The organism is Halobaculum litoreum (assembly GCF_030127125.1).
In the GTDB taxonomy this organism is placed as follows: domain Archaea; phylum Halobacteriota; class Halobacteria; order Halobacteriales; family Haloferacaceae; genus Halobaculum; species Halobaculum litoreum.
Map to the genome: position 1 here is coordinate 889,058 of NZ_CP126156.1, position 25,852 is coordinate 914,909.

The 25,852-nt window shown below is 72.7% G+C and carries 25 protein-coding genes and 4 pseudogenes; 17 read left to right on the forward strand and 12 right to left on the reverse strand.

The window, feature by feature from the left end:
• Positions 1-50 precede the first annotated feature (50 nt).
• The 9 genes and pseudogenes from P0R35_RS04735 (at position 51) to P0R35_RS04775 (ending at position 6,251) form a co-directional block, all read left to right on the forward strand.
• Positions 51-539, forward strand: coding sequence for a 50S ribosomal protein L11 (locus tag P0R35_RS04735; RefSeq protein ID WP_284014062.1), 489 nt, complete (start codon positions 51-53; stop codon positions 537-539).
• A gap of 162 nt (positions 540-701) precedes the next feature.
• Positions 702-1,514, forward strand: a complete 813-nt coding sequence (locus tag P0R35_RS04740) for a PHP domain-containing protein (protein WP_284014063.1) — start codon at positions 702-704, stop codon at positions 1,512-1,514.
• 137 nt (positions 1,515-1,651) lie between these two features.
• A complete protein-coding gene (locus P0R35_RS04745; RefSeq protein WP_284014064.1) occupies positions 1,652-2,290 on the forward strand; it encodes a 50S ribosomal protein L1 in 639 nt (212 codons plus the stop codon).
• On the forward strand, positions 2,287-3,327 hold the full coding sequence (locus P0R35_RS04750; protein WP_284014065.1) for a 50S ribosomal protein L10: 1,041 nt from the start codon (positions 2,287-2,289) through the stop codon (positions 3,325-3,327). Before P0R35_RS04745 ends, P0R35_RS04750 begins: the two co-directional genes overlap by 4 nt.
• Before the next feature lie 18 nt (positions 3,328-3,345).
• The gene (gene rpl12p / locus P0R35_RS04755) at positions 3,346-3,690 is read left to right on the forward strand and encodes a 50S ribosomal protein P1 (protein ID WP_284014066.1); all 345 of its coding nucleotides are present in this window, start codon (positions 3,346-3,348) and stop codon (positions 3,688-3,690) included.
• A 139-nt stretch (positions 3,691-3,829) separates the two neighbouring features.
• A pseudogene (locus tag P0R35_RS04760) lies at positions 3,830-5,052 on the forward strand (tripartite tricarboxylate transporter permease).
• Between the two features lie 94 nt (positions 5,053-5,146).
• A complete protein-coding gene (locus P0R35_RS04765) occupies positions 5,147-5,332 on the forward strand; it encodes an HVO_2753 family zinc finger protein (RefSeq protein WP_284014068.1) in 186 nt (61 codons plus the stop codon).
• Between the two features lie 2 nt (positions 5,333-5,334).
• The gene (locus P0R35_RS04770; RefSeq protein ID WP_284014069.1) at positions 5,335-5,601 is read left to right on the forward strand and encodes an elongation factor 1-beta; all 267 of its coding nucleotides are present in this window, start codon (positions 5,335-5,337) and stop codon (positions 5,599-5,601) included.
• Positions 5,602-5,804: 203 nt separating this feature from the next.
• Positions 5,805-6,251: a universal stress protein gene (locus tag P0R35_RS04775; RefSeq protein ID WP_284014070.1), complete on the forward strand. Its 447-nt coding sequence runs from the start codon at positions 5,805-5,807 to the stop codon at positions 6,249-6,251.
• 51 nt (positions 6,252-6,302) lie between these two features.
• Here P0R35_RS04775 and P0R35_RS04780 read toward each other — a convergent pair.
• The 5 genes and pseudogenes from P0R35_RS04780 to tbsP all read right to left on the reverse strand — a co-directional run bounded on the left by P0R35_RS04780 (position 6,303) and on the right by tbsP (position 12,018).
• Positions 6,303-7,261, reverse strand: a pseudogene (locus P0R35_RS04780) (biotin--[acetyl-CoA-carboxylase] ligase).
• Positions 7,262-7,320: 59 nt separating this feature from the next.
• Complete coding sequence (locus tag P0R35_RS04785; RefSeq protein WP_284014071.1) at positions 7,321-7,773, reverse strand: universal stress protein; 453 nt, start codon at positions 7,771-7,773, stop codon at positions 7,321-7,323.
• A 128-nt stretch (positions 7,774-7,901) separates the two neighbouring features.
• Positions 7,902-9,301 (reverse strand): annotated as a pseudogene (locus P0R35_RS04790) (bifunctional metallophosphatase/5'-nucleotidase).
• 89 nt (positions 9,302-9,390) lie between these two features.
• Positions 9,391-11,109 carry a YcaO-like family protein gene (locus tag P0R35_RS04795; protein ID WP_284014072.1) on the reverse strand — a complete coding sequence of 573 codons (1,719 nt, stop codon included), beginning with the start codon at positions 11,107-11,109 and terminating at the stop codon, positions 9,391-9,393.
• A 93-nt stretch (positions 11,110-11,202) separates the two neighbouring features.
• Positions 11,203-12,018, reverse strand: coding sequence for a transcriptional regulator TbsP (tbsP, locus tag P0R35_RS04800; RefSeq protein ID WP_284014073.1), 816 nt, complete (start codon positions 12,016-12,018; stop codon positions 11,203-11,205).
• 164 nt (positions 12,019-12,182) lie between these two features.
• Here tbsP and P0R35_RS04805 point away from each other — a divergent pair, with 164 nt between their 5' ends.
• On the forward strand, positions 12,183-12,353 hold the full coding sequence (locus P0R35_RS04805; protein ID WP_284014074.1) for a hypothetical protein: 171 nt from the start codon (positions 12,183-12,185) through the stop codon (positions 12,351-12,353).
• A 9-nt stretch (positions 12,354-12,362) separates the two neighbouring features.
• Here P0R35_RS04805 and P0R35_RS04810 read toward each other — a convergent pair whose 3' ends face one another.
• Positions 12,363-14,459: a hypothetical protein gene (locus tag P0R35_RS04810; RefSeq protein WP_284014075.1), complete on the reverse strand. Its 2,097-nt coding sequence runs from the start codon at positions 14,457-14,459 to the stop codon at positions 12,363-12,365.
• 99 nt (positions 14,460-14,558) lie between these two features.
• Here P0R35_RS04810 and glyA point away from each other — a divergent pair, with 99 nt between their 5' ends.
• The 3 genes from glyA (at position 14,559) to P0R35_RS04825 (ending at position 17,684) form a co-directional block, all read left to right on the forward strand.
• Positions 14,559-15,806 carry a serine hydroxymethyltransferase gene (glyA, locus tag P0R35_RS04815; protein ID WP_284014076.1) on the forward strand — a complete coding sequence of 416 codons (1,248 nt, stop codon included), beginning with the start codon at positions 14,559-14,561 and terminating at the stop codon, positions 15,804-15,806.
• A gap of 132 nt (positions 15,807-15,938) precedes the next feature.
• Positions 15,939-16,823 carry a tetrahydrofolate dehydrogenase/cyclohydrolase catalytic domain-containing protein gene (locus P0R35_RS04820; RefSeq protein WP_284014077.1) on the forward strand — a complete coding sequence of 295 codons (885 nt, stop codon included), beginning with the start codon at positions 15,939-15,941 and terminating at the stop codon, positions 16,821-16,823.
• 90 nt (positions 16,824-16,913) lie between these two features.
• Positions 16,914-17,684, forward strand: a complete 771-nt coding sequence (locus P0R35_RS04825; protein ID WP_284014078.1) for a methyltransferase domain-containing protein — start codon at positions 16,914-16,916, stop codon at positions 17,682-17,684.
• 14 nt (positions 17,685-17,698) lie between these two features.
• Here the strand turns inward: P0R35_RS04825 and P0R35_RS16595 are convergent, their stop codons facing one another.
• Positions 17,699-18,250, reverse strand: a complete 552-nt coding sequence (locus P0R35_RS16595) for a DUF7117 family protein (RefSeq protein ID WP_432765042.1) — start codon at positions 18,248-18,250, stop codon at positions 17,699-17,701.
• Positions 18,190-18,471: pseudogene (locus tag P0R35_RS16600) on the reverse strand (DUF7117 family protein); the annotation flags it as partial. The pseudogene P0R35_RS16600 and the gene P0R35_RS16595, both read right to left, overlap by 61 nt.
• Before the next feature lie 324 nt (positions 18,472-18,795).
• Between P0R35_RS16600 and P0R35_RS04835 the strand changes: the two are divergent.
• Both P0R35_RS04835 and P0R35_RS04840 read left to right on the forward strand, forming a co-directional pair.
• Positions 18,796-18,966, forward strand: a complete 171-nt coding sequence (locus tag P0R35_RS04835) for a hypothetical protein (protein WP_284014081.1) — start codon at positions 18,796-18,798, stop codon at positions 18,964-18,966.
• Between the two features lie 206 nt (positions 18,967-19,172).
• Positions 19,173-19,361: a hypothetical protein gene (locus P0R35_RS04840; RefSeq protein ID WP_284014082.1), complete on the forward strand. Its 189-nt coding sequence runs from the start codon at positions 19,173-19,175 to the stop codon at positions 19,359-19,361.
• A gap of 18 nt (positions 19,362-19,379) precedes the next feature.
• Here the strand turns inward: P0R35_RS04840 and P0R35_RS04845 are convergent, their stop codons facing one another.
• Both P0R35_RS04845 and P0R35_RS04850 read right to left on the reverse strand, forming a co-directional pair.
• Positions 19,380-19,877: an FAD synthase family protein gene (locus tag P0R35_RS04845; protein ID WP_284014083.1), complete on the reverse strand. Its 498-nt coding sequence runs from the start codon at positions 19,875-19,877 to the stop codon at positions 19,380-19,382.
• Positions 19,870-20,358: a Mov34/MPN/PAD-1 family protein gene (locus P0R35_RS04850; protein ID WP_284014084.1), complete on the reverse strand. Its 489-nt coding sequence runs from the start codon at positions 20,356-20,358 to the stop codon at positions 19,870-19,872. Before P0R35_RS04850 ends, P0R35_RS04845 begins: the two co-directional genes overlap by 8 nt.
• A gap of 149 nt (positions 20,359-20,507) precedes the next feature.
• Here P0R35_RS04850 and han point away from each other — a divergent pair, with 149 nt between their 5' ends.
• Entirely contained in the window at positions 20,508-22,424 is a 1,917-nt protein-coding gene (han, locus tag P0R35_RS04855; protein WP_284014086.1) for a Hef-associated nuclease, read from the forward strand.
• 32 nt (positions 22,425-22,456) lie between these two features.
• Here the strand turns inward: han and P0R35_RS04860 are convergent, their stop codons facing one another.
• Positions 22,457-24,142 (reverse strand): phospholipase D-like domain-containing protein, encoded by a 1,686-nt coding sequence (locus tag P0R35_RS04860; RefSeq protein WP_284014087.1) that lies wholly within the window; start codon positions 24,140-24,142, stop codon positions 22,457-22,459.
• 128 nt (positions 24,143-24,270) lie between these two features.
• Between P0R35_RS04860 and P0R35_RS04865 the strand changes: the two genes are divergently transcribed.
• Positions 24,271-24,510: a hypothetical protein gene (locus P0R35_RS04865; protein ID WP_284014088.1), complete on the forward strand. Its 240-nt coding sequence runs from the start codon at positions 24,271-24,273 to the stop codon at positions 24,508-24,510.
• A gap of 37 nt (positions 24,511-24,547) precedes the next feature.
• Here P0R35_RS04865 and P0R35_RS04870 read toward each other — a convergent pair whose 3' ends face one another.
• Positions 24,548-25,846: a HEAT repeat domain-containing protein gene (locus P0R35_RS04870; protein WP_284014090.1), complete on the reverse strand. Its 1,299-nt coding sequence runs from the start codon at positions 25,844-25,846 to the stop codon at positions 24,548-24,550.
• Positions 25,847-25,852: the final 6 nt, after the last annotated feature.

A 25,852-nucleotide genomic window follows, 5' to 3' on the forward strand; every position in this document is an offset into this window, starting at 1 on the left:
TATCGGTCGCAAAGACAATCCTTAAACGACGCGACGGGGAATCCGAAAGCATGGCTGGAACCATCGAAGTGCTCGTTCCCGGCGGTCAGGCCAACCCCGGCCCGCCGCTCGGTCCCGAGCTCGGTCCGACGCCGGTCGACGTGCAGGCGGTCGTCGCCGAGATCAACGACAAGACCTCGGCGTTCGACGGCATGGAAGTGCCCGTCACGGTCGAGTACGACGACGACGGCTCCTTCGAGATCGAGGTCGGCGTCCCGCCGACGGCCGAGCTGATCAAAGACGAGGTCGGCTTCGACACCGGCTCGGGCGAGCCCCAGAAGGACTTCGTCGCCGACATGACGGTCGAACAGGTGCGGAAGGTCGCCGAGCAGAAGATGACCGACCTGCTCGCGTACGACGTGAAGGCCGCGGCCAAGGAGGTCGGCGGCACGTGCGCCTCCCTCGGCGTCACCATCGACGGCGAGGACGCCCGGACGTTCGACGACCGCGTCGACGCCGGCGAGTACGACGACGTTCTCGCCGACGAAGCGGCGGCGTAACGCGACCCGGGTTCCACTTCGTTTCTCGCGACCGGCCGCCGGTGCTCGGCGGCCCGCGCGCGCTCGCTCCGTACAGCGGCCGCGACGGCGACCCCGCGGCCGTCGTTCCACGCCCGTTGTGAGGTGCAGGGCGCTTAACTCCGCGGCGCGCGGTTCGAGGGTATGCACGACTACCACGCCCACTCGGTGTACTCCGACGGCGGCCACCTCGGGCCGATGCTCGACGCCGCCGCGGAGGCGGGCCTCGAGGGGGTGGGCTTCGCCGACCACTGCTCGGTCACGCGCGACGACCACTGGGTGGCGAAGCGCGACCGCTACGCGCGCCACTTCGACCTCACCTACGAGCGCCGGCGCGACGCCATCGAGCGGCTCCGCGGGGAGTACGACCTCGCGGTCCACGACGCCGTCGAGGTCGACTACGAGCCGGGGAGCGAGGACCGCATCGCGGCCTTCCTCGACGAGGCCGGCTTCGACTACGCCCTCGGGAGCGTCCACTACGTCGGCCGACACACGGTGTTCTCGTTCGAGGACTTCTCGACGCCCGGGACGCCCGCCCCCGAGACGGTCGTCGCGGACTACTACGACGCGGTCGTCGCGCTCGCGTCGTCGGAGCTGTTCGAGATCGCCGCCCACGTCGACGTGATCGAGGCACACCCGCAACTGGCCGGCCGCCGGACCGACGAACAGGTCCGCCGCGTCGCCGACGCGTTCGCCGCCTCGCGCACGGTCCCCGAGGTGAACGCCAAGCGGACGACACGCGACGGCGAGCCCGACCTCCACCCGACCGACGACCTGCTCCGTGCGCTCCGCGACCGCGGGGTCCGGTTCACCGTCGGCACCGACGCCCACCGACCGGGGGAGTTCGCCGAGCGCGTGGACGCGCTCGCACGCGTGTGCGACACGTACGACATCGAGCCGGTCTCGCCGGCCGACCTGCGTCGCCGCGGCGGGTCGCGACCCCGTCCGGCGGAGTAACGACCGTGTGAACGGTCGACGCGGCGGCCGAGCCTTCGACGGTCTTAAGTGTCGCGTGGGCGGACCTGACGGTGAGACAGGCGTACGCCTGTTTCACTGACCCGTAGGAGCATTCCTGCGTACTACGGAGGTGAAAAATGGCAGATTCAATCGAGGACGCAGTAACCCAGGCACTGGAGACCGCCCCCGCTCGCAACTTCCGCGAGACCGTGGACTTGGCGATCAACCTCCGGGATCTGGACCTCAACGACCCGTCGAATCGAGTCGACGACGAAGTCGTTCTCCCGGCCGGCACCGGTCAGGAGACGCAGATCGTCGTCATTGCGGAGGGTGAGACAGCCCTCCGTGCGGAAGACGTCGCCGACAGAGTCCTGTCCGGCAGCGACCTCTCGGATCTCGCATCCGAAGAGGGCGAGGCCAAGGATCTCGCCGATGAGACCGACTTCTTCATCGCCGAGGCCGACATGATGCAGGACGTCGCGTCCAACCTCGGGCGCATCCTGGGGCCGCGCGGCAAGATGCCGACGCCGCTCCAGCCCGACGACGACGTCGTCGAGACCGTCAACCGCATGAAAAACACCGTCCAGCTCCGCTCCCGGGACCGCCGCACGTTCCACACGCGCGTCGGCGCCCAGGACATGACCGCGGACGAGATCGCCGACAACATCGACGTGATCGTCCGCCGGCTGGAAGCGGATCTGGAGAAGGGGCCGCTCAACATCGACGCGATCTACGTCAAGACGACGATGGGTCCGTCCGTGGAGGTGCCCGTATGAGCAGTTCCGCCGAGGAGCGCAAGACCGAGACGATCCCGGAGTGGAAGCGCGAGGAGGTCGCCGAGCTCACCGAGTTCGTCGGCTCGTACGACGCCGTCGGCGTCGTCGACCTGACGGGCATCCCGAGCCGGCAGCTCCAAGACATGCGCCGCGACCTGTACGGACAGGCCGAGCTCCGGATGTCCCGCAACACCCTCATCCAGCGCGCGCTGGACGAGGTCGACGCGGGGATCGAGGACCTCGGACAGTTCGTCTCGGGCCACGTCGGCCTCATCGGGACGGACGACAACCCGTTCGGGCTGTACAAACAGCTCGAGGCGTCGAAGACGTCCGCGCCCATCGCGGCGGGCGAGGTCGCCCCGAACGACATCGTCATCCCGGAGGGTGACACGGGGGTCGACCCCGGGCCGTTCGTCGGCGAGCTCCAGCAGGTCGGCGCGGACGCGCGCATCCAAGACGGCTCCATCCAGGTGCTGTCCGACTCGCACGTCCTCGACGCCGGCGAGGTCGTCTCGAACGAGCTCGCGGGCGTGCTCGGCGAGCTCGGCATCGAGCCGAAGGAGGTCGGGCTGGACCTGCGCGCCGTCTTCGCCGACGGCGTGCTGTTCGAGCCCGAGGAACTCGCCATCGACGTGGACGAGTACCGCGCGGACGTCCAGTCCGCCGCGGCGGCGGCGCGCAACCTCTCGGTCAACGCCGCCTACCCGACCGCCCGCACCGCGGGCACCCTGCTCGGCAAGGCCGCCGGCGACGCGAAGGCCGTCGGTCTGTTCGCCGCCATCGAGGACGAGGAACTCATGCCCGACCTCATGGCGCGCGCGGACGCGCAGCTGCGCTCGCTCGCGGCCGCCATCGACGACGACGAGGCGCTCCCCGAGGAGCTCCGCGGCGTCGAGGCGCCCGCGGCCGAGCCGGCCGCCGAGGAGGAGACGGACGAATCGAGCGACGACGAGGACACGGAAGCCGAGTCCGACGACACCGACACCGACGACGACGACGGGGACGGTGCCGAGGGCCTCGGCGCGATGTTCGGATAAACACAACTACACAGGACAATGGAATACGTTTACGCTGCACTCATCCTGAACGAGACGGGCGAGGAGATCAACGAGGACAACGTCACGGCGGTGCTCGAAGCCGCCGGCGTCGACGTCGAGGAGTCCCGCGTGAAGGCCCTCGTGGCCGCGCTGGAGGACGTCGACATCGAGGAGGCCATCGAGACGGCCGCCGCCGCGCCCGCCGCGGGCGCCGCGGGCGGCGCCGCCGGCGGCTCCGACGACGAGGCGGAGGCCGACGACGGCGACGACGAGGCCGAGGAGGAGGCCGCCGACGAGGCCGCCGACGACGACGACGACGAGGACGACGCCTCCGGCGAGGGCCTGGGCGAACTCTTCGGCTGACGTCGGCGAGTCGCCTCGACTCGATCGATCCACCCGAGATCACACTTCTTTCGCCGCCGCCGCCGCCGCCAGCGACGGCGCCGTCGCGGCTCCCCGGGGGCCGAGCGTTGAAGGGCGATGACGACACCACTCCGTCGCGGTGCTCCCGACTCCAGCCGCGCCGGCCGGCACGCTCCTGCTCGCGTACACGCTCGGGGGCTGCGCGCTCGGCTGTTGTAGCGGGCTGATCCCGGGGCTCCACGCCAACAACTTCGCGTTCCTGCTGGCGGCGGCGGCGCCCGCCCTCGAGGCGCCGCCGGTGCCGCTCGGCTGTGCGATGCTCGCCGCCGGCGTCGTCCACACGTTCCTCGACGTGGTGCCGTCGCTCGCGCTGGGCGTGCCGGACGCGGCGATGGCGGCCGCGGCGCTCCCCGGCCACCGACTCGTCGCCGAGGGGCGCGGGCGGGAGGCGCTCCGGCTGTCCGCGGTCGGATCCGGCGTCGCGCTGGCCGCGGCGCTGCCGCTGGCGGTCGCCGTCACCGCAGGGATGCGGGTCGCGCTCCCGCTGCTCCGCCGGTGGCTCCCGGTCGTCCTCGGCGGCGTCGCCCTCCTGCTCGTCGTCACCGAACCGTCGACGCGGCGCCGGCTGGCCGGCGGGCTCTCGGTCGCGCTCGCGACGGCGCTGGGCCTCGTCACGCTGGACCTTCCCGTATCGGGACTCCTCCCCGCCGGCGGTGTGCTCGCCCCGCTGTTCGCCGGCCTGTTCGGCGTGCCGGTGCTGGTCGACGCCGCCGACGGCGCGGGGTGCCGCCGCAGGCCGACGCCCGCCTCGGGCTGTCGCGTCGGGAGCTCGCGGGCGCGGCCGCCGCGGGAACCGGCGGCGGGGCCGCCGTCGGCTACCTGCCGGGCGTGTCCGCCGGCGTGGCCGCGGTGCTCGCGCTCCCGGCGACCGTCGGCCGCGACCCCGCCCGCGAGTACGTCGTCGCGACCAGCGGCGCCAACACCGCGACGGCGGTGTTCGCGCTGTTCGCCTACCGCGCGTTCGACGCGCCCCGGTCGGGCGTCCTCGTCGCGATGCGCGAGGCGGGCGTCCCCGCGGTGCTCGGCCCGATGACGGCGGCGGTCGTCGTCGCCGGCGCGGTCGGCGTCCTCGGCGTCGTCGTCCTCGGCGACCGCGCCCTCCGGGCCGTCGGGGCGCTCCCCCACCGGCCGCTCGTCGCCGGCGCGCTCGCGTTCCTCGCGTTGTTGTCGGCTGGGTTCGCCGGGCCCGTCGGCGTGGTCGTCCTCGCCGCCGCCGCCGTCGTCGGCTTCGTCCCCGTCCGGCTCGGCTGTCGCCGGGTCCACCTCATGGGTGTGTTGTTGGGGCCGCTCGTGGTCGGGTGAGCGCGGTACTGCGGCCGCCCGGCTCGGGAGGCCGCCGGACCGGAGCGCCGGCTGAAAGACAATCGTTAAAAGTCGCGCGACGGAGTCTAGCCGTATGAGCCAGTCAGAGTCGGACCAGCGCTCCGAGCGGCGCTGTGTCTCCTGTGGCATCAACGTCGCCGGCACGGCGGCGGCGACGTTCAAGTGCCCCGACTGCGGCACGCAGGTCAGCCGCTGCGCGAAGTGCCGCAAGCAGAGCAACCTCTACGAGTGTCCCGACTGCGGCTTCCGGGGGCCCTGACCATGGGGAAGGTCGCCGCGAAGATGAAGGTCATGCCGCAGAGCCCCGAGATCGACCTCGACGAACTGCAGGAGAAGCTCGAGGCGTCCCTCCCGCAGGGCGCGGAGATCCGCAACGTCGAGCGCGACGACGTGGCGTTCGGCCTCGTCGCGCTGCTCCCGATGGTCGTCGTCCCCGACGACGCCGGCGGCACGGAGGCCGTCGAGGAGGCGTTCGCCGGCGTCGAGGGCGTCGAGTCGGTGAAGGTCGAGGAAGTCGGCCGCCTGTAAGTCGGCCGCGCCCGGGACCGCGTCCGGTCCCGTTCTCCCGCGTTCGCAACGTCACGGAGCCGCGGCGCCGTCGACGCCGACCGTCCGTCGGGGTCGCCACCGTCGGACGACCGTTACGAACCGAAACCACGAACCGAGAGACGGCGGTCCGATCGTGCGAAGGGTTGATTACGTATCACGGTCTCGGTACGACAGACCTTCACATGGGGATGTACGACCGGATCCTCGTCCCGACCGACGGCTCGGACGGCGTCGAGCGCGCGGTCCGCCACGCGATCGACCTCGCGGTCGAGCACGGCGCGACCGTCCACGCGGTGTACGTCGTCAACTCGGCGTCGTACGCCGGGATGCCGATGGAGTCGAGTTGGGAGGGGATCGACGAACTGCTCCGCCGCGACGCGGAGGACGCCGTCTCCCTCGTCGAGGCGCTCGGCGACGACTACGACGTGCCCGTCGAGACGGCGATCGTCGACGGCAGCCCGAGCCGCGAGATCGTCCGGTACGCCGAGGAGAACGACTGCGACCTCGTCGTCATGGGGACCCACGGCCGCGGCGGCATCGACAGACTCCTGTTGGGCAGCGTCGCCGAGAAGGTGGTCCGGGCGTCGTCGGTGCCGGTGCTCACCGTGCGTGTGACCGACCGCTCCTGACGGACGCCGCCGGCCGGCGCGGGCCCTCCGGGCGACCGACTCCTCGACCGTTCACTCCTCGGTCGGCCGGAGGTGCTCGCAGTCGCCCGCGGTGACGGTGACGCGTTCGGTGCCGGTGTCGACGACGAGCGCGCCGGGGAACTCGACGCCGACCGCCTCCCCCTCGACGACGCCGCCGGGGGTGTCGACCCGGACGCGCCGGCCGACGGTGTCGGCGTACTCCGCCCACGCGTCGACGGCGCCCCGGAGGTCGCCGCGGAGCGCGTGGAACTCCTCGAGGATCCGCTGGACGACCAGCCGTCGGTCGACCGGGGCGCCCCGTTCGGCGAGCAGGCTCGTGGCGTCGGCGTCCGGGGGGAGGTCGTCGGGGTCGACGTTCGCGTTGAGGCCGACGCCGACGACCAGCCACGACACCCGGTCGGCCTCGCCCTCCATCTCGGTGAGGATCCCGCAGAGCTTCCTGCCGCCGCGGGCGCCGCCCTCGCCGACGAGCACGTCGTTGGGCCACTTGATCCGGGCGTCGACGCCGGTCTCCCGGCAGGCGCGCGTCACGGCGACGGCCATCGCCAGCGTGAACGCCGGCGCGTGCGCCGGCGGGACGGACGGCCGACACAGGACCGAGAGCCAGACGCCGCCCGGGGGCGACACCCACTCGCGGTCGAGGCGACCGCGCGAGGCGGTCTGTTCGTCGGCGACGACGGCGACGCCGCCGCGCCCCTCGCGGCGAGGGCGCGCGCGCGGTCGTTCGTCGACCCGACGCGGTCGTGGTACTCGACGGCGAACGGCGCCTCGAGTCCGTACGCGATCGCCTCGCCCGAGTACCCCGTCACGTCCGTCACGGCGTAGCCGTCGTCGCCGCTCTCGACGGTCAAGCCCGCCTCGCGCAGCGCCTCCACGTGGTTCCAGACGGCCGCGCGGGAGACGCCGAGCCGCTCGGCCAGTCGCGGTCCGGAGACGGGGCCGTCCGCGAGCGCCGCCAGCAGTCGGCGACGCGTCGCGGGGAGCCCCACCGTGGCGGGGCCGCCCGCGGCCGTCTCGGCGCGTTCGGTCGGCGGGTCGTCCGCCCCGGTCACGGGTCGTCCCGTCCGCCGTCCGCGGACGCCAGCTCGGTCGCCTTCCCGTCGGCCCGCACGGTGATCACCGTCGCGTCCAGTTTGTCGTTGAGGAACGACTCGATGTCGGGGTCGGAGAACAGTTTGCGGATGGTGCGGCGCCAGCGGCTCGCCTGCTTCGCGCCGATGACGACGACGTCGGCCTGCTCGGCGGCGACCTCGTCGAGGATGGTCTCCTCGACGAGGAAGCCGCGACGGACCACGTAGCGCACCTCCGGCAGCGCGCCGAACTCGCGCTCGACCGCGCGCTTGAGACCGGTGCGCGTCACCTCCTTGCCGTCCTGGTACAGGTCGACGTGGAGGACGGTCAACTCGGCGTCGCGTTCGTCGGCGATCCGGATCGCCTCCGCCAGCGTCGCCCTCGAGTGTTTCGAGAGCGGGTAGCGCACCGGCACGACGACCAGAGTCATTGTCGTGTCGAACGCGCCGGCCCGTGTAAACACTTCCTCTTGCGACACACTCCCGCACCACCCGTCGACGAAACCGGGGGACGCGACCGCCGACACCCTCGCCGTCGTGTCCCGCCCCGTCCCTGTCCTCACACCTCGCCGTCGGGGTCGACCCCCTCGGCGGCGGCCGTCGAGACGCGTCGGATCCGTCCCTCGATCCGCGGGTCGACACCGAACTCGGCGATGTAGGCGGCGAGGACCTCGTGTTGGATGCCGTGTTCGCCCGCGCGGTGGTGCTCGTCGACGGCGGGGAACTCGTGGTCGGAGTGGAGGATGTACTCCGGCGTCGCGACGGTGTACAGCCGTTCGGGGTCGACCGCGTCGCCGTCGACGGTCGCCGAGACGAGCGCCTCACGGTCGTCGTCCCACACGACCGTCGCCCCGCTGACGTGGCCGTGCCACCAGTCGTCCTCGCCGAAGTCGACGACGGCGGCCGACATCTGGCGGAAGGCGTCCAGCAGCTCCGCGCCCGTGAGCTCCACCTCGACGATGGGCTCCTCGAACGGGAGCACCGACAGGAGGTCCGCCCGCGTGACCTCGCCGGCGAGGTCGTGGCCGAGCCGGAGGCCGCCGGCGTTCTGGAGCCCCACGTCCGCGTCGGCTGCCCACCGGTAGGCGTCGGCGACGAGGTTGCCGATCCGGCACTCGCCGCCGTGGATCGCCGCCTCGGTCCGGGGATCGGCTCGTCGACCCGGCCGACCGCCTCGTCCAGCCCGGCCGCGGCGATGCGCTCCCGGAGCGCGTCCGCGACGCGCTCGTCGACGGGCGCGTCGGCGGGACTGTGGCGCGCGACGGTCGCGCCGTCGTCGTCCAGCGTCACCTCGAGGACGGTGTGGCCGTTGACGCCCGGGCGGGTACAGAGGACGCCGTCGACCGCCTCGGCGCGCTCGCTGTGGACGTGGCCGCCGAGGACGAGGTCGACGCCGTCGACGCGTGCGAGGTCGTCGTCGCCGCCGCCGAGGTGGGAGACGGCGACGATCCGGTCGACGCCCTCCTCGCGGAGCGCGGCCACGCAGTCGCGGGCCGCGGCGTACGGGTCCGTGAACGTCATCTCGGCGGCCATGGGGTTCAACGAGGGCGTCGTCGGGTCCGTGACGCCGAAGAAGCCGACGCGGTCGCCGCCGACCCGGGCGACGGTCCACGGGACCACCCCTTCGGCGGCGCCGAACGGCTCGCCGGCCTCGTCGCGCACGTTCGCCGACACCCACGTCTGGGGCGAGTCGGCGACGACGTCGCGCGTCGCCGCGGGGCCGAAGTCGAAGTCGTGGTTGCCGAACGTCTCCACGTCGGTGTCGACGGCACGGTAGAAGTCGACCGCCTGTCGCCCCTCGGCGACCGTCGCCGCGACGCCGGGCGAGGTGTTGTCGCCGCTGCCGACGACCGCCGCGTCCGGGCCGTTCAGTTCCGCGATCAGGCCCGCGAGGCGACCGGCTCGCTCGGGGTCGTCGTAGACGTTCTCGATGTCCGAGTAGTGGAGGAACCGGGGCATTCAGTCGTCTGCACGCTACGGGGATGCGGGCAAGAACGCTCCGGGATCGGATCGGGTCGACGTTCCCGGCCGGAGCTGCCCGGAACCGCTCAGGGGAACGGGTGGTACGCCCGGTCGGGCTCGGCCTCGAACCCCATCGACGCGGACACCTCGTGCAGCCGCTCGCCGAAGAACGGCTCGGCCGTGAACAGCGGCTGCGCCGCGGGGACGAGCACCCGGACCCCCTCGAAGCCGAGCGCGGCCACGTCGCGGGTGGTGAGCCGCGCGGCGTACGCGTCGAGGTCGGCGTCGCCGAGGCGGTCGACGACGGCCGCGACCGCGTCGACGCCCGACAGGCCCGCGACCCCGTCGTCGGTCACGTCCGCCGCCGGGAGCGTCACCTCCGGCGAGACGAACTCGTGGACACGGGCGGGGAAGTCGGCGTACGCGCCGATCGCCCCCTGCTCGCCGCTCGCGCGCTCGGGGCCCATCGCCCGCAGCTCCATCCAGTTCTGGAGCGCCTCCGCGAGCGCGCTCCGGGCGGCGGCGGCGGCGTCGAGGTCGGCGGCCGACCCCATCGCGAACCGCGGCCACGCGCCCGTCTCGGCGTCCCGGTGGACCGCCACGCCCACCACGGGCACGTCGACGTCCTGCGTGAGCAGCAGCGTCGTCACCGAGAGGCCCTCCGCGCTCGCCCGCCGGCGGAGCGCGTCGAACCCCTCGTCGTCGACCGCCAGCCCCATCGGTTCGAACGTGGAGTACCACGACAGCATCGACGCGTCGCGCTCGACGGTCTCGTACAGCCCCGACAGCACCGCCTCCGCCGTCGAGTTGCCCAGCCCCAGCCCGGTGGTGATCGCGGGCGCGAACCGTTCGGCCGGCGGCGGGAACACCACGAACTCGGCCGGGAGCGACGCGGACTCCCCGGTGGCGAGGTCGACGCCGGCGACCCACGGGAGCCGCTCGTCCGCCGCCGGCGACTCGGCGTCGGCCGGCCGGACGAACCGGTCGACCGGCACCGCGTCGACCACGCCCTCCGTCGGCGCGGACCGGAACGCCGACGAGCGGTAGGTGCCCGCACAGTAGCGTTCGAGCGCCTCGCCGACGGCCTTCGCGTAGGCGGCGTCCCAGCCGTCGGCGACGCCGGCCGCGAACTCCGCACAGCGGGCGTCGGCGAACGCCGTCGTGTCGGCGGTCCGCGCGATGTAGTACGGCGCCGGGAACGACTCGCGCTCGCCCACCTCCGTCACGAGGCCGAGCCGGTCGTCGACCGCGCGGTCCATCCGGTCGACGGCGTCGTCGAGCGTCGCCGGGTCCGCGCGCTCGGCCACCTCGAACCCGTCGGGGGCGCTCCCGCAGTCACAGCCGGGGGACGGGAGGAACGACCGCTCCGGCCCGTCGACCTCGACGACGGTCCCCGCGACCGACTCGCCCGAGAGGTGGCGGATGGCGCGCCGCCCGGCGAGCGCGCCCGCGAAGCGGACGGCGCTGCGGGTGCCCCGCGGGGCGACGTCCGTCGCCGGCGCGTTCGCCCGGACGCGGTCCCGCAGACAGTCGTAACAGCCGGCGTCGGCGGAGAACACGGAGACGGCGGCGTCGAGCCCCTCGACCGGTCGGCCGCCGACGCCGCCCACCTCGACGGCGACCCACTCGTCGAGGTGCCGCGTCGCCGTCCGGAAGACGCCGTCGCCGGTCGTCGCGGCGACGACCGCGAAGTCGAACCCGTCGAGGAGGCCGGCCTCCACCTCCATCACGTTCGCGTCGAGGTCGGCGAACGCGTCCCGCAGGGGGGCGGCGGCGGGGTCGGGCGCGACGATGGCGATGTCCATGCCGCGCTCGTGGCACGAACCGCACAAAAAGGTGGTCGGTCGCGACGGACCCCGAGTCGGGGGTGTTGACCGCGACGGAGGGGGTGGACCGCGTCAGTTCAGCATCCGGTAGGCGACGCTGGCGAGCTCGTCGCTCTCGGCGGCGCGCAGGCGGTCGTCGCCGAGCTTCAGGCGCAGGCGCGGGCGGCCGACGTCGATGGGCACCTTCTCGGTGTCGATGAGGCCCATGTCCTCCAGCCGCGTCTTCGTCCGCGAGAACGTCGCCTTCGAGGCGATGCCGACGTCCTCGCCCCACTTGCTGATGTCGTACAGGAGGACGTCGTTCTTCGCGGCCACGAGCAGCGAGATGGTGACCTCGTCGAGGCCGTCGCCGTCGCCGCGGGCGGTCTCCAGCGAGTCGAGCACGCTGTCGAAGTCCGCGCGGACCGGCTCGCCGATGTCGTCGTCGAGCGAGCTGCGGATGCGCGAGAGCGCGGGCGTCCGGAGGTTGAACGACGGGGCGTCCGCCCAGCGCGTACGGTACGTGTCGTAGGCGTCGGCGATGAACGCCTCGTCGTCCGCGGCCAGCGCGGCGACGTGCTCGTCGGCACTCACGATCGCGTACAGCCGGTCCTCGCCGACGAACAGCGTGTTGTCGGCCCCCTCGTCGAGCTCGCGCAGCGTCATGCGCTCGGCGTCGACGAGGTCCGCGGCGTCGGCCGCGACGAGGAAGTCGTCCATCACGTCCTTCAGCAGCCGGTCGTCCGCGAGGACGTTCAGCGTCGGCAGCTCCTCGGCGTCGGCGCCGATGTCGATCAGCGACTCGATCACCGACTCCGTGGGGTCCACGACGACGAGGTCCCCCGTCGACTCCTCCAGCAGCGACCGGAGGAGGTCGTCCATCGTCTCTTCGAGCAGATTCGCGGTCATCGTTGCTACCACAGTCGCCTCGTGAATATTTAATACTAACGGGAATTCCGAGGAATCAACCGCTGAGGCGGCAGAATACGCGGTCGAGGTGGTGGATGGAAGCCTGCCTCGCCGTGAATTTTAAGTGTGATTACGTTTTGAGTGCGGGTATGGTACCAAGTGCTATGCTTGAACGTGCCGCGAACTCCCGCGTCGCGTCAGCGGCGAGCAACCACCCGAAAGCCGTCCTGACGACGCTGATGTTGCTCGTGCTCCTGCTCGCGGGCGACACCGCCGCCGCGACCGGGTTCGAGTTGAGCCCGTCGTCGTCCGGCGAAGTGTACCCCGGCCCGTAACGGCTCGAGCTACTCCCGGCCGAGCTTCTCTTCGAGCGTATCCGACCAGTGGAGGTCGCCGTCGTACAGCACAGCCGTGTCGGCGACCGCCATGTACTCCAGGAGCCGCGCACGGTCGATGGTGAACTCCAAGGTCTCGCCGAGCAGGTGGGTCTCGTTGGTCTCCTGCAGGTACGACCGGAACGCGCCGCCGGTTATCCACGGCGCGTCCATGAAGTAGCGCACTCGGTAGCGGTCGTCGCCCAGGTTGTCGACCTGGATGTCCGCGCCGACGAAGTCCTCCGACTGCGTGAGCACGTGGGTCCCGTCGCCGACGACCGCGTAGTCCTTCCCGGTCATGATCCGGCGTCGCGACTTGTCGAGCGCCCGTTCGATGCTGAAGCCGTTGACCATCAGTCGCGCGAACATCGTCCCGACGGTCGCCGCCTGGCTGTCGAGCACCTCGTTGAACGTGACGCCGCCGGCGACGCTCCCCTTGCGGACGAGTTCGATGCCCTCGTGGTACGAGCCGCAGGCGTTCAGGAAGAACGTCTGTGCGTTCGACTCCGCGAGGCTGCTCGCCGAGAGGTAGCCGTCGGCACACCGGAGCCCCTCCCGCTCGCAGTGCCCGATGTAGTGGACGAGGTCGTGACGCGACTCGAACACGGTCGCGAGTTCGTCGACGGCGAGGTTCTCGCGGAGCGAGACGTCGAGGTCGAGCGCTTCCGCGCGCCGTCGGTACAGGGCCGCCACCTCGGCGTGCTCGTCGCGCATCTCCCCGTCGTTGAGGATGGCGACCACCGAGGTGGGCTCGCCGGCGGCGTCGAGGTAGCGTGTCCGGTTCTCGTACGCCTCCGGGAGCGTCTTGAACGCGTCGATGGGGACGCCGTCGGCGAGCCAGCCGTGCGTTCGCCCGGGGCCCAGTTCCGGTTGGACCAGCTCGACGGAGGCGACGTCGCCCGGGGCCGCCCGGGCGGGACCGGCGTCCGCGCGGTAGAAGTCGTCGAGCGAGTTGTCCAACCACTCCGTCTCCGCGAGCGAGGCGGACTCGGCGATGCGGACGTGGGGCACGTTCGCCAGCAGGTGCGACAGCGTCGGGACGTGCTCGTATCGCGGCGCGATGGACATCGAGAGGTGCCAGTCGGGGAACCGGTCGGCGACGCGCTCGAACGGCACCGCCCGGTACGCGTCGAACCGCTCGGCGGGCGGCGCGGCGTACAGCGCGTCCGCGTCGACCCCGACCTCCTCGAGCACCGACGCGAGGCCGAGGTCCGACGCGTACGGCCCGCTCTCGCGGACCACACAGTCGAGGTAGAACGTTCGCTCGAGGAGTTCCCCGACGGCGTCCTGGAACTCGGGGAACGCCGGGAGCTCGTCGACGCCCCCGGGGGTCTCCACCCGCGGCGTCGCGCCCGGCTCGACGTCGACTCGGGCCCCGACGTAGTGGGCCAGCGGCGCGACCGGGAACAGGTACTCGAGGTCGGGGGGCACGACCAGCCGGGCGTCCGCGTCCTCGGTCCGGTCGCGGACCGCCGGCGGCACGGACAGCGTCTCGCCGAAGTCGACGCGGGGCGGTCGCCCCCGCATCGTGGCGAACGAGCGGTCGGCCGTCGCGGTCCGGTGTCCGGCGGGGAACGCCGACAGCGCCTCGGCGACGCCCGCGGGGGTTCGCGGGACGGTGACGACCTCCGTGTCGTTCTGGATCCCGGTGCTGAAGCCGATCGACACCGCGGTGGACTCGGGGAACCGGACGTGGAAGCGCTCGTAGTCGGGCTTCTCGACCGTCGCGGGCCCGTCGAACCGGACGTACGCGTGGACGCTACTGCCGATGTGGAGCACGTAGGCGCCGTCCGGGATCGACAGCGGTCCGGTGCCCGCGCCCAACTCGAACACCTCGCCGGTGTCGACCTCCCGGATGGGCGCGTACACCGGGGGGAACCCGAGGAGGTCGACGACCCCGGACAACACGACGTCCGGGGTCCGGGTGTCCTCCAGTCCGACCGCGCCGAGCGCGTCGTGGAGCGAGGGGGCCGACCCGCCGGGTGTCCACCCCTCCGTGCGGACGGTCAGGGTGTTCTTGGCGGCGTCGACCGCCCGGAGTCCCTCGTCGGTCGTCTCGATCTTCATCCGATCGGGCCCACCTCCGAAGGGGCTCCATTTAGCCCTATCGCCGGCGGGCGTCGTGGGGACGGATGGCTTTTTGTCGCCGCTGACCGGAACTCCGGTATGGAGTATCCCGAAGTTCGCGACACCGACCCCGCCGTCGCCGACGCCCTGGAGGGCGAGGTGCAGCGCCAGCGCGACACGCTGGCGATGATCGCCTCCGAGAACCACGTCTCCGAGGCCGTCCTCGAGGCGCAGGGGAGCGCCCTCACCAACAAGTACGCCGAGGGGTACCCCGGCAAGCGCTACTACGCCGGCTGCGAGTTCGCCGACGACGTCGAGGAGCTCGCCATCGAGCGGGCCAAGGAGCTGTGGGGCGCCGAGCACGTCAACGTCCAGCCCCACTCCGGCACGCAGGCGAACATGGCCGTCTACCTCGCGACGCTGGAGCCCGGCGACAAGATCCTCTCGCTGGAGCTGGAGCACGGCGGCCACCTCAGCCACGGCCACCCCGCGAACTTCGCCGGCCAGCTGTTCGAGGTCGAGCAGTACGGCGTCGACACGGAGACGGGCTACATCGACTACGAGGCGCTCGCCGAGCAGGCGGCCGCGTACGAGCCCGACATCGTCGTCTCGGGCTTCTCGGCGTACCCGCGCGAGGTCGAGTGGGAGCGCATCCAGGCCGTCGCCGACGACGTCGGCGCGTACCACCTCGCGGACATCGCCCACATCACCGGCCTGGTCGCCGCGGGCGTCCACGCCTCGCCGGTCGGCGTCGCCGACTTCGTCACCGGCTCCACGCACAAGACGATCCGCGCCGGCCGCGGCGGCATCGTCATGTGCGACGAGGAGCACGCCTCGGACATCGACTCGGCCGTCTTCCCCGGCGGGCAGGGCGGTCCCCTGATGCACAACATCGCGGGCAAGGCCGTCGGCTTCGGCGAGGCGCTGGAGCCCGCGTTCGGCGAGTACGCCCAGCAGGTGATCGACAACGCCGCCGCGCTGGCGGAGTCGTTCGCCGACAACGGGTTCGAGGTCGTCTCCGGCGGCACCGACACCCACCTCGTGCTCGTCGACCTGCGCGAGTCCCACCCCGACACCACCGGCGGCGACGCCGAGGACGCGCTCGCCGACGCGGGCATCGTCCTCAACGCGAACACCGTCCCCGGCGAGACGCGCTCGGCGTTCAACCCCTCGGGCATCCGCGCGGGCACCCCCGCGCTCACGACCCGCGGCTTCGACGAGGCCGCCTGCCGCGAGGTGGGCGACCTCATCTACCGGGTCGTCGACAACGTCGAGGACGACGACGTGATCGCGGAGGTCCGCGAGCGCGTCTCGGAACTGACCGACGAGCACCCGCTGTACGAGTAGGGTTCGGCGCGTCGGTCGGCCTCGTCGTCCGCACGTCGCGCCACCACACGTTCGTGCGTATTTTCACTACTCTGCAGCCGTGGTTGTGCACGAACCCGAGAATACTTACGCCTCGCCGCCGCCCCGTCGTGTATGACCGACATCGACGGCAACGCCGTCGCCGCCGAGATCCGATCGGGCGTGGCCGACTGCGTGGACACGCTCGGCGACGCGGGCGTCGAGCCGGCGCTCGCGACCGTACTGATGAGCGACGACCCCGCCAGCGAGACGTACGTCTCGATGAAGCAGAACGACTGCGAGGAGGTCGGGATGCGCGGCATCCACGTCGACGTCGACAACGACGCGCCCGCACGGGAGCTGTACGACACCATCGACGACCTCAACGCCGACGACTCCGTCCACGGCATCCTCGTCCAGATGCCCGTCGTCGACCACGTCGACACCCGCCGGGTCCTCCGGTCGGTCGACCCCGCGAAGGACGTCGACGGCTTCCACCCGGAGAACGTCGGGCGCCTCGTCGCCGGCAACCCCCGGTTCAAGCCCTGCACGCCCCACGGCATCCAGCGCCTGCTCGCGGCGGCCGACGTCGACCCCGAGGGGAAGGAGGCGGTCGTGATCGGTCGCTCGGACATCGTCGGGAAGCCGATGGCGAACCTCCTGTTCGGCCGCGCGGAGGGCGGCAACGCGACGACGACCGTCTGTCACTCGCGCACCGACGACCTCGCCGCGCACACCCGCCGTGCGGACATCGTCGTCGCGGCCGCGGGCGTCCCGGAGATGGTCACCGCCGACATGATCTCCGAGGGCGCGACCGTCGTCGACGTGGGGATCAACCGCGTCGAGCGCGACGACGAGTCCACCCTCGTCGGCGACGTCGACTACGACGACGTGGCGGGCAAAGCGGGCGCCATCACGCCGGTGCCCGGCGGCGTCGGCCCGATGACGCGCGCGATGCTGCTGTACAACACCGTGAAGGCCGCGAGCGAGCAGCACGACGTCGCGATCGAGTTGCCCTGAGCGGGATCGTCGGTTTTTCACGATCCCCCTCCGTGCCGCCGGCGATCAGCGATTCCCTCCGAGGAAGCTACACACGACGACGAGTACGACATGGAGGCGGCCGCGGCGGAGGAGGCCGCCTATCGGACCGCGGGCGCGGCCGAGCGCCGACGGTTCGTCCGCGAGACGCTGGCGCCGGCGCCCGGCGAGACAGTCGTCTCGGTCGGTCCCGGCCCGGGGTTCGAGCCGCTGGAACTGGCCGACGCAGTCGGTCCCGCGGGGCGCGTCGTGGGGGTCGACCGGTCGGTCCCGATGACGCGGTTGGCCCGCGACCGCCTGTCGGGCGTTCCCGAAGCCTCGGTCGTCGCGGGCGACGCGACCGCGCTCCCGCTCCCCGACGGCGCGGCCGACGCCGTCACGGCGGTGCAGGTCCTCCAGTACCTCGGGTCGCCGGGCGACGCCCTCGCGGAGATCCGACGGGTCCTCCGTCCCTCCGGCCGGGCGGCCGTGTTCCTCGTCGACTGGGACACCCTCGTCGTCCGCGGCGCCGACCGGTCGTCGACGGAGCGGGTGTTGACCGCGTGGCGGGACCACTGCCGGCACCCGACGCTCGGGTCGCGACTGCACGAGGCGGCGTCGGCGTCGGGGCTCGCGGTCCGGTCGGTCGACCCGTACGCGGTCGCCGCCCACGACCCGGTCGACGACTCCTTCGCCGGCCACCTCCTGGACTTCGTCGCCGAGTTCGTCGCCGACCACGGGGCGGTCGGCACGGCGGCGGCGACCCGGTGGCGCGAGCGGGTGGCGACGGCGACCGAGGAGGGCCGGGCGTTCGTGGGCGTCACCGGCTACTGTCACCTGCTGACGCCGGAGGACACCCCCTGACCGGCCGCGCGGTCTCAGAACTCCCGGCGCAACGCCTCCCGGGCGGCCGCCAACGCGTCGTCGTCCTCGGCGATGAGGTAGCGGCCCAACTCGACGGCAGCCGAGACCAGCGCGTCCGCCTCCGCCGGGTCGACGTCGCCCTCGAGCGCCTCCAGCCGTTTGGCGCGGTCGCGGACCGCCCCGAGGGTCCGACGGGCCGCCGCGTCGGGGTGGTCGTCGAGGTACGTCGCCACGTCCTGTCGGTACGCCAGTACCGCCTCGGCGGCGGCGAGCCCGCGCGCCTCGTGCATCCGCGGCGGGACCTCGCGGGCGGCCGGTCGCTCCCCGGTGTCGGCGGCCCGGAGGAGACTCGTGACGTACCACTCCTCGTCGTCGGTGACTCCGGGCGTCGACCCCTCCGGGCCGCGACGCCCGATCGTCGCGGCGGCGTTCCCCCGCCGGCCGACGCGATCCGGCCGTACACGTCGGCGGCGTGCTTGAGTTCGGTCGCCGCGAGGAACGCGTCGTCCAGCGGCGCTAGGTCGCCCCCGCGGATGAACCCCCGCTTGCGGAGGTACGTCCGACAGGCGTCCTTGACGTCGGCCACGAGGTCGGCCAGCGGCGCCTCGTCGAGGCGGACGAGCACCCCGTTCAAGTCGAGCTCCGCGGGCGTGTCCGTGTGCCGCCGCCGTTCGCCGGTGCCGACGCTGTGGAGGCTCCCGCAGTCGGGGCACGCGACGCTCCCGGTCTCGAAGTACGACCACCGGGTCCCGCACTCGGTACACTCGCGTTCGCCGCGGACTTCCATGGCCGCAATTGCGGGGCGACGGGCAAAACAGTTCACCACCGCCGGGCGGCGCGTCCGTACTCCGCCCCGCCATCCGCGCCGGGTCGTCGCTCGCCCGGTCGGCCCGGAGGATCCTGAAAAGCGGTTGTATGGGGCCTGACAGGCCGATTCACGCCAACTATATCTCCGGACCTGACGTACGGTCGACTGTTCCCGAGGGCGTCTCAGGGGGGAGACGCTCGGGACGGAGGAGCACCGACACCCGGCGCCGACCGCGGGATCGGCTCGTGCGGCGTCGTTCGCCGCCCCGGCACGCTTTTGTCGCCGCCGGGGCTCGCTGACCCCATGACGTTCTCCATCGCCGCGGTCGGCCCCTGGACGGGCGCCGGCGGCGTCGCCGCGCAGTCGAAGTTCGCCGCCGAGGCGGTCGCCGCGCTCACCGACGCCGACGGCGGAGACGAAGCTCGGTTGTTAGCCGCCGTCCGGCAGGGGCTCCAGCGGTACGATCGCCCGTGAGGCGGCCGTGAGCGACCGACGCACGAGGGCTCCTCGCCCGCGGGGCCGGCGATGACGAGCCACTTGGCCACCGCACAGTTGGTGACGGTGCTGCTCGCGCTGGCGGGTGCGGGCATCGCGCTCGCGGCCGGCATCGGCCTCGTCGCCGTCTACGTCAGGCTCGGCGACGCGGTCACCGTGTCGGACACGCGCCGCGCGTTCGGCCTGTGGGCGGCGGGAACGATCCTGTTGGCGGCCGGGACGCCCGGCGCCGTCCGGGGAGCGTCGCGGGGGTCGACGCGCTCCAGTCGCTCGCCATCGTCGCCGTCGCGCTGGGCGCGCTCGCGGTCGGCCTGGCGCCCGTCTACCTCTGGGGGGCGACGGAGTCTGGTGCTGCGGCGGAGCCCCGACGCTGATCCGCGCGGCGGCGCGCCTCAGCCCCGCTGGTCGATCAGCCGGTCGATGATGTCCCCGGTCGAGAGCAACTCCCCCTCGTACCGCGGCTCCCGCCCCGTCGCGCGCGTCACCTCGGCGTCGATCCCCTCGGCGGCGAGCGCGCCGGCGATGGCCGCCTCGTCGTGGTGCTGGTCGAACCCGAGCACGATCACGTCGGGGTCGATCTCGCGGACGGGGACGAAGAAGTCCTCGGGGTGGCCGAGGTGGGCCTCGTCGACCACCGACAGCGCCGCGACCATGTCCCGTCGCTGCCGGTCGTGGCACACCGGTTTCGGCTTGTGGGTGACGTTGTCGCGCCGGGCGACGATCACGTGGAGTTCGTCGCCGCGGGCCGCGGCGTCCTCGAGGTAGTGGAGGTGCCCCGGGTGGAGGATGTCGAAGGTGCCCTGCGCGAGCGCGGTCCGCGACCCGGCGGCGTCGGGGTCGTTCGCGGCCGCCGCCTTACCGTCCGTCCGCTCGGCGGCGTCCTCACTCATCGTACAGCTCCGCGTCGATGTCGGTCTGGTCGAAGTCGAAGAACGCCTCGTCCTCGGGCAGCGCCACGTCGAGCACGTCGAGGTCGCGGGGGTCGCCGTCGGAGTCGAACGCCTTCCAACAGCCGCGCTCGTACGGCGCGCCGACGATGATGTGGACCTCCCCCGCGTGGAACGTCGCGAGGTCGGCGTCCGAGGGGCGCAGGACGCCGTTGGGGTGGGAGTGGATCGACCCGACGGCCCGCGAGGAGTTCGGCCGCATGTGTTCCTGGACGGTCGCCGACTCCGGCGTCGATGTGGTGCCGGGGATCACGAGGACGTCGGTGATGACCTGCCCCCGCTTCTCCAGGCCGAGGTCGCGCGCGTCGGTCGCGCGGAGGAACCCCATGTACTCGTTCGGGTGGGTGTCCCGGGAGGCCTCCAACGCGAACTCGAGGGTCTCGGCGGCGATGCCGAGCACCTCGCTCGACCGGAACAGTCGCATTGTCCGAAGTCGGGTCGGACGCAAACTAAGGGTGTCGGTACGCGGAGCCACGGCTGCGTCGGCCCTCGCCGGCCCGCGGCCCGCCGTGGCTCCGACCCCGCTGGATCGATACTACAACCCTTAACACCTGCCGTCACTGACTTCCGTGTATGACTGATTCCGCCGCCGGGGACTCCGGCGAGAACGGGGCGGGGGATTCCCGACCCGCGGTCTACGAACTCGATCCGACGTGCACGCTCACCGACGTCGAGGTCGGCGCGCGCTACGTCGCGACGGTCAACGGCGTGGTCGACTACGGCGTCTTCGTCGACGTCTCCGAGGAGGTCTCGGGGCTGCTCCACGAGTCGAACCTCGACGGCGAGACGTTCGACGTCGGCGACGAACTGGTCGTCCTCCTCGAGGAGATCAAGGAGAACGGCGACGTGTCGTTCGACCTCGCGGACGTCGACCTCGAGGAGGCCGACGTGCTCGCCGTCGAGCACGAACCGGAGATCACCGCCGTCGCCGACGGCCGCGTGGGCGACCACGTCACCGTCGAGGGGGAGATCACCCAGATCAAGCAGACCGGCGGGCCGACCATCTTCCACGTCGCCGACGAGTCGGGCGTGCTCGCGGCCGCCGCCTTCCAGGAGGCCGGCGTCCGCGCGTACCCCGAGGTCGAGATCGGCGACGTCGCCCGCGTCGCCGGCACCGTCGAGGAGCACAACGGGGACAGACAGCTCGAGGTGGACGACGTGACCGTCCTCTCGGGCGAGGCCGCGGCCGCCGCCCGGGAACGGCTCGACGAGGCGATGGCCGAGCGCGCCGAGCCGTCGGCCGTCGACCCGCTCGTCGAGTGGGAGGCGTTCGAGTCGCTGCGCCCGGAACTCGAGGACCTCGCGCGCACGCTCCGCCGGACGGTGCTGGAGGGGCGCCCGATCCGCATCCGCCACCACGCCGACGGCGACGGCATGTGTGCGGCCATCCCGGTCCAACTCGCCTTGGAGAACTTCATCGAGGAGGTCCACGAGGGCGACGACGCCGCCCGCCACACGCTGAAGCGCCTCCCGAGCAAGGCGCCGTTCTACGAGATGGAGGACGTCACCCGCGACCTCAACTTCGCGCTCGAGGGGCGCGCCCGCCACGGGCAGAAGCTCCCGTTCCTGCTCATGCTCGACAACGGGTCGACCGAGGAGGACGTCCCCGCGTACAAGAACCTCGCCCACTACGACGTCCCCATCGCGGTCGTCGACCACCACCACCCCGACCCGGAGGCGGTGAACGACCTGCTCGACCACCACGTCAACCCCTACCTCCACGACGAGGACTATCGCATCACGACGGGGATGCTGTGCGTCGAGCTCGCGCGCCTCATCGACCCGAGCGTCACGGACGAACTGCGCCACGTGCCCGCCGTCGCGGGCTTGTCCGACCGCTCGAAGGCCGAGGTCATGGACGAGTTCCTCGCGCTCGCGGAGACGGCCGGCTACGACCGCGACGACATCGAGGACATCGGCGAGGCGCTCGACTACGCCGCCCACTGGCTGCGCTACAGCGAGGGGAAGACGCTCGTGGGCGACGTGCTCAACGTGGGCGCCGACGACGACGAGCGTCACCGCGACCTCGTCGAGTTCCTCTCGACGCGCGCGGCCCGCGACGTCGAAGAACAGCTCGACGCCGTCGAGCCGCACGTCGAACACGAGCGCCTCGACTCCGACGCGCACCTGTACCGCATCGACCTGGAGAACTTCGCCAAGCGGTTCACTTACCCCGCGCCGGGGAAGACGACCGGCGAACTCCACGACCGGAAGGTACGCGCGACGGGCGAGCCCGTCATCACCATCGGCTACGGCCCCGACTTCGCCGTCCTCCGTTCCGACGGCGTGCGCCTCGACATCCCGCAGATGGTCACGGAGCTGAACGAGGAGGTCCACGGCGGCGGCGTCTCCGGCGGCGGCCACCTCGTCGTCGGCTCGATCAAGTTCGTCGAGGGGCGCCGCGAGGACGTCATCGACGCGCTCGTCGAGAAGATGGCGGAGGCCGAACTCGACGAGGAGCTGTCGACGACGATCGAACTCGACGACTGAGCCGCTCGCTCGCGACCGCTCGCGACCGCTCTCTACCCGATCGGTCCACGGTCGTCCCCCTCCGACGGGCCGGGTCCCCCGTTTCCACCGTCGAACGCGAGCCGACGCCGGAGGTACAGCACGGTCCCCGCCGCCGCGCCCACCGCCGCGACGGCCACCAGCGGCGGGACGGCGCCCCCGGGTCGGCCGCCCTCGCCGCGCCAGTCGGCCTCGAAGCTCTCCCGGTAGTAGTCGGCGACGCCCGCGCCCTCCAGCGCGACGACGACCTCCCGGTTCTCCCCCGCGCTCGTCGGGTTCCAGTTCAGCGACCCCACCACCGCGGTGTCGTCGGCGACGACGCCCTTCGCGTGGACCTTGCCGAACGCCCCGCCCGGGTCGGCGACACGCGCCTCGAACGGCACCCCGGCGCGGTCGGCCCAGCGGTTCAGCGAGTCGACCAGCGCCGCGTTCTCCTCGGCGACGTACCACGCGTTCGACAGCAGCAGCCTGACCCGGACCCCTCGCTTGGCCGCCCGTCTGGTCGCCGCAAGCAACGCCCCCGGCTCGACGGTCGGCTGCAACACGTCGACCCGCCGCTCGGCGTCGTCGACGACCGCGACGACGCCCGCCTCGGCGTTGCCGGGCGCGGTCAACAGCGTCGCGCGCTCGACGCGGACCGTCGCCGGCGCGTGCCGGCGGGGGTGGCTGCCGGTCGCCGGCTGCGCGTCCGTGAACGTCCGGCCGGCGCGGAACGTCCGCCACGGGACGGCGTCGCGCCAGCCACGGTCGGCGGCGAACAGCTTCGCGAGGGCGTCGGCCGCCGTCGGCGACCGGAGCACCACGCCCCACCCCCGGTTGTCGGCGCCGCCGGTGCCGCTCGGCTTCCAGTTCTCCGTCGACACGACCGCGGCGTCGTCCGCGACGGCGTACTTGGCGTGGTGGTACCGGAACCGTGCGTGGGGCCCACTCACGACACGGACGTCGACCCCCGCATCGACCAGCCGGTCGAGGAGCCGTGCTTGGACGTCGGTGATCCCGCCGACGGGGGCGCCGTCGAGGAGGACCCGGACCCGGACGCCGCGCTCGCGGGCGGCGATCAGGTCGTCGGCGACGCGCTCGGAGGCGAAGGTGTACCCCGCGAGGAGCACGCGGTCCTCGGCCCGCCTGATCGGCTCGACGGCCGCCCCCGGCGCGTCCGGGAGGACGAACGCGGTGGCGTTCGCGGCCCCCAACGCGACCGGGTCGCGGGGCGCGTACCCGACGGGTCGCCACCGGTCCCCTCCGTCCGCGTCCCGCAGCCACCGCTCGCCCTCGGGGGCGTCCGCGTACGCCACCTCGTCGACGACGGTACCGTCCGGGCCGCCGCGCCGGAGGACGAGCCGTTCGCCCGCGTTCGACAGCGACAGCGGGGCGGCGACGACGCTCCCGTTCGGCGGCGCGACGATCGCCTCGGGGTCGTCGGTCACCAGCACCGCGCCCGCTCGACCGCGCTCGATACGGATCCGGTCCTCGCCGTCGCTCAGCGTCCAGTTCCCCCGGGGCAGTCGCAGCCGGACGTACTCGCCCGCGTCGCCGGCGGCGACGGGGTTCGGGAGCAGCGCCACGACCCGCGGGGCCGCGTCGGTCGCGGTCGCGCCGTCGGCACTCGTCGCGCCGGCCGTGGCGGCGCCCCCGACGACGGCGGCGCTCGCGACCACGAGGAGGAGCACGAGCGTGCCGCGGCGGCGGTCGCGTCCCACTGCGACGGAGTGGGCCCGTTCCGGTACTTGAACCCTCCCCGGCAACGGGGACGGCGCCGGACGCCTCCGGGCGGGTCGGGGTCGGCTCGCTTCGGTGTGTTTTTGCCGCGCCGCCGGTCCCTCTCGGTATGGTCGCCATCGCAGGCGGCGTGCGGCTGGTCGGCGCCGCGCTGGGCGCCGTCGGCGGCGCGCTCATCGCGCTGGAGTTCTTCCAAGTGCCGTCGTACGTCTCGTACCAGGAGGAGTGGGACAGCTACGACATCGACATCGCGCCCGCCGAGGTGACGGAGCACACGGCGCTGGGCCGCGCGGGCGGACTGCTCGTCGCGCTCGGGTTCGCGCTGCTGTTCGTCGGCGAACTGTTGTAGCACGGGGCGAGCGGGACGCGGCGGCGGCCCACCCGGCTTACGCCGCGGCTTCCTCGGCGCCGGCGTCGAGCGCGTCCCGGGCCTTCTCGGCCTCGGTCTGGACGATGAACGCGCGGTCGTCGTCGAACTCGGCGGCCGCCTCCAGGGCCGCCTCGGTGCCGATCTGCCGGAGCGCCCACAGCGCGGCCGCCCGGACGTTGTCGCTCTCGTCGTCGGCGGCGGCGTCGGCGAGCGGCTCCACGGCGCGCGTGTCGCCGATGAGGCCGAGCGCACGCGCCGCGTACGGCCGGACCTCGTCGTTCTCCATGGCGAGTTTGTTCGCGAGCGGTTGGACGGCGTCGGCGTGCCCGATCTCGCCGAGCGCTTTGAACGTCACCTTCTGGAGCGCGGGGTTGGAGTCGGAGTCGACGTAGTCGACGAGCGTCTCGACGGCGTCCTCGGCGGCCATCTTCCCGAGCGCCTTGATCGCGGCCTGGTCCCGCTTGCCGGCGCGCTGGTGCATCGCCTCGAACGCCCCCTGGTCGTTCATCCGGACGAGCGCGTTCAGCGCGTGCTCCTCCATGAACTCCGAGCCCAGCGAGTCGAGCGCGAGCAGCACCATCTCGACGTTGCCCGCCTGCTCGTGGGCCTTCAGCGCCGACAGCTCCGGCGGGAAGTCCTTGTAGTGACCGAGCACGTCGTAGAACCCCTGCGCCTGCAGCTGCTCGTACGTCTCGAGGTCGTCCCACTCCTCGGCGTCGTCGACGCCGGTCGCCAGCGCGTCGGTCGCCTCCAGCAGCGCCGCGATGGTGTCGGCGTCCTCGTCGGCGTCGAGGCCGGCGTCCTCGACGGCGCCCGTCGGCTCGTCGAGCGCGGCCGCGAGCGCCTCGGGGTCGTCGTCGCCGTCGCGCGAGAGCTCGGTCCCGAGCGCCTCGTTCACCGCGGCGACGAACTCGTCGACGACCGCGGGCAGGTCGGCCTCGCCGGCCTCGGTCCAGCGCGTGTCGCGGAGCGTCGCCTGCACGTCCGCGACGTCGTCGACGACGTCGGCGGCGTACGGGCCGCGCTGCTCCTCGAGGTCGTCGCGGAGGTCCGACAGCCGCGACTCGAGGTCCGCGCGGGGGTCCTCGGCCTCGTCGTCGTCCTCGTCCGGTTCGGGCAGGTCCGCGCGCTCGAGGTCCGCCTCGACCGCGTCGAGGTCGCCCTCCACGTCGTCGAGGTCGGCCTCGGTCTCGGCGGCCTCCAGCGCCTCGGCGGCCTCGTCCAGCCGGGCCTCCAGGTCCTCGGCGGACACCTCGGGGACGAGTTCCGTCTCCTCGGCCTCCTCGGCTTCCTCGGCCGGATCGTCGTCGCTCATGGCCGA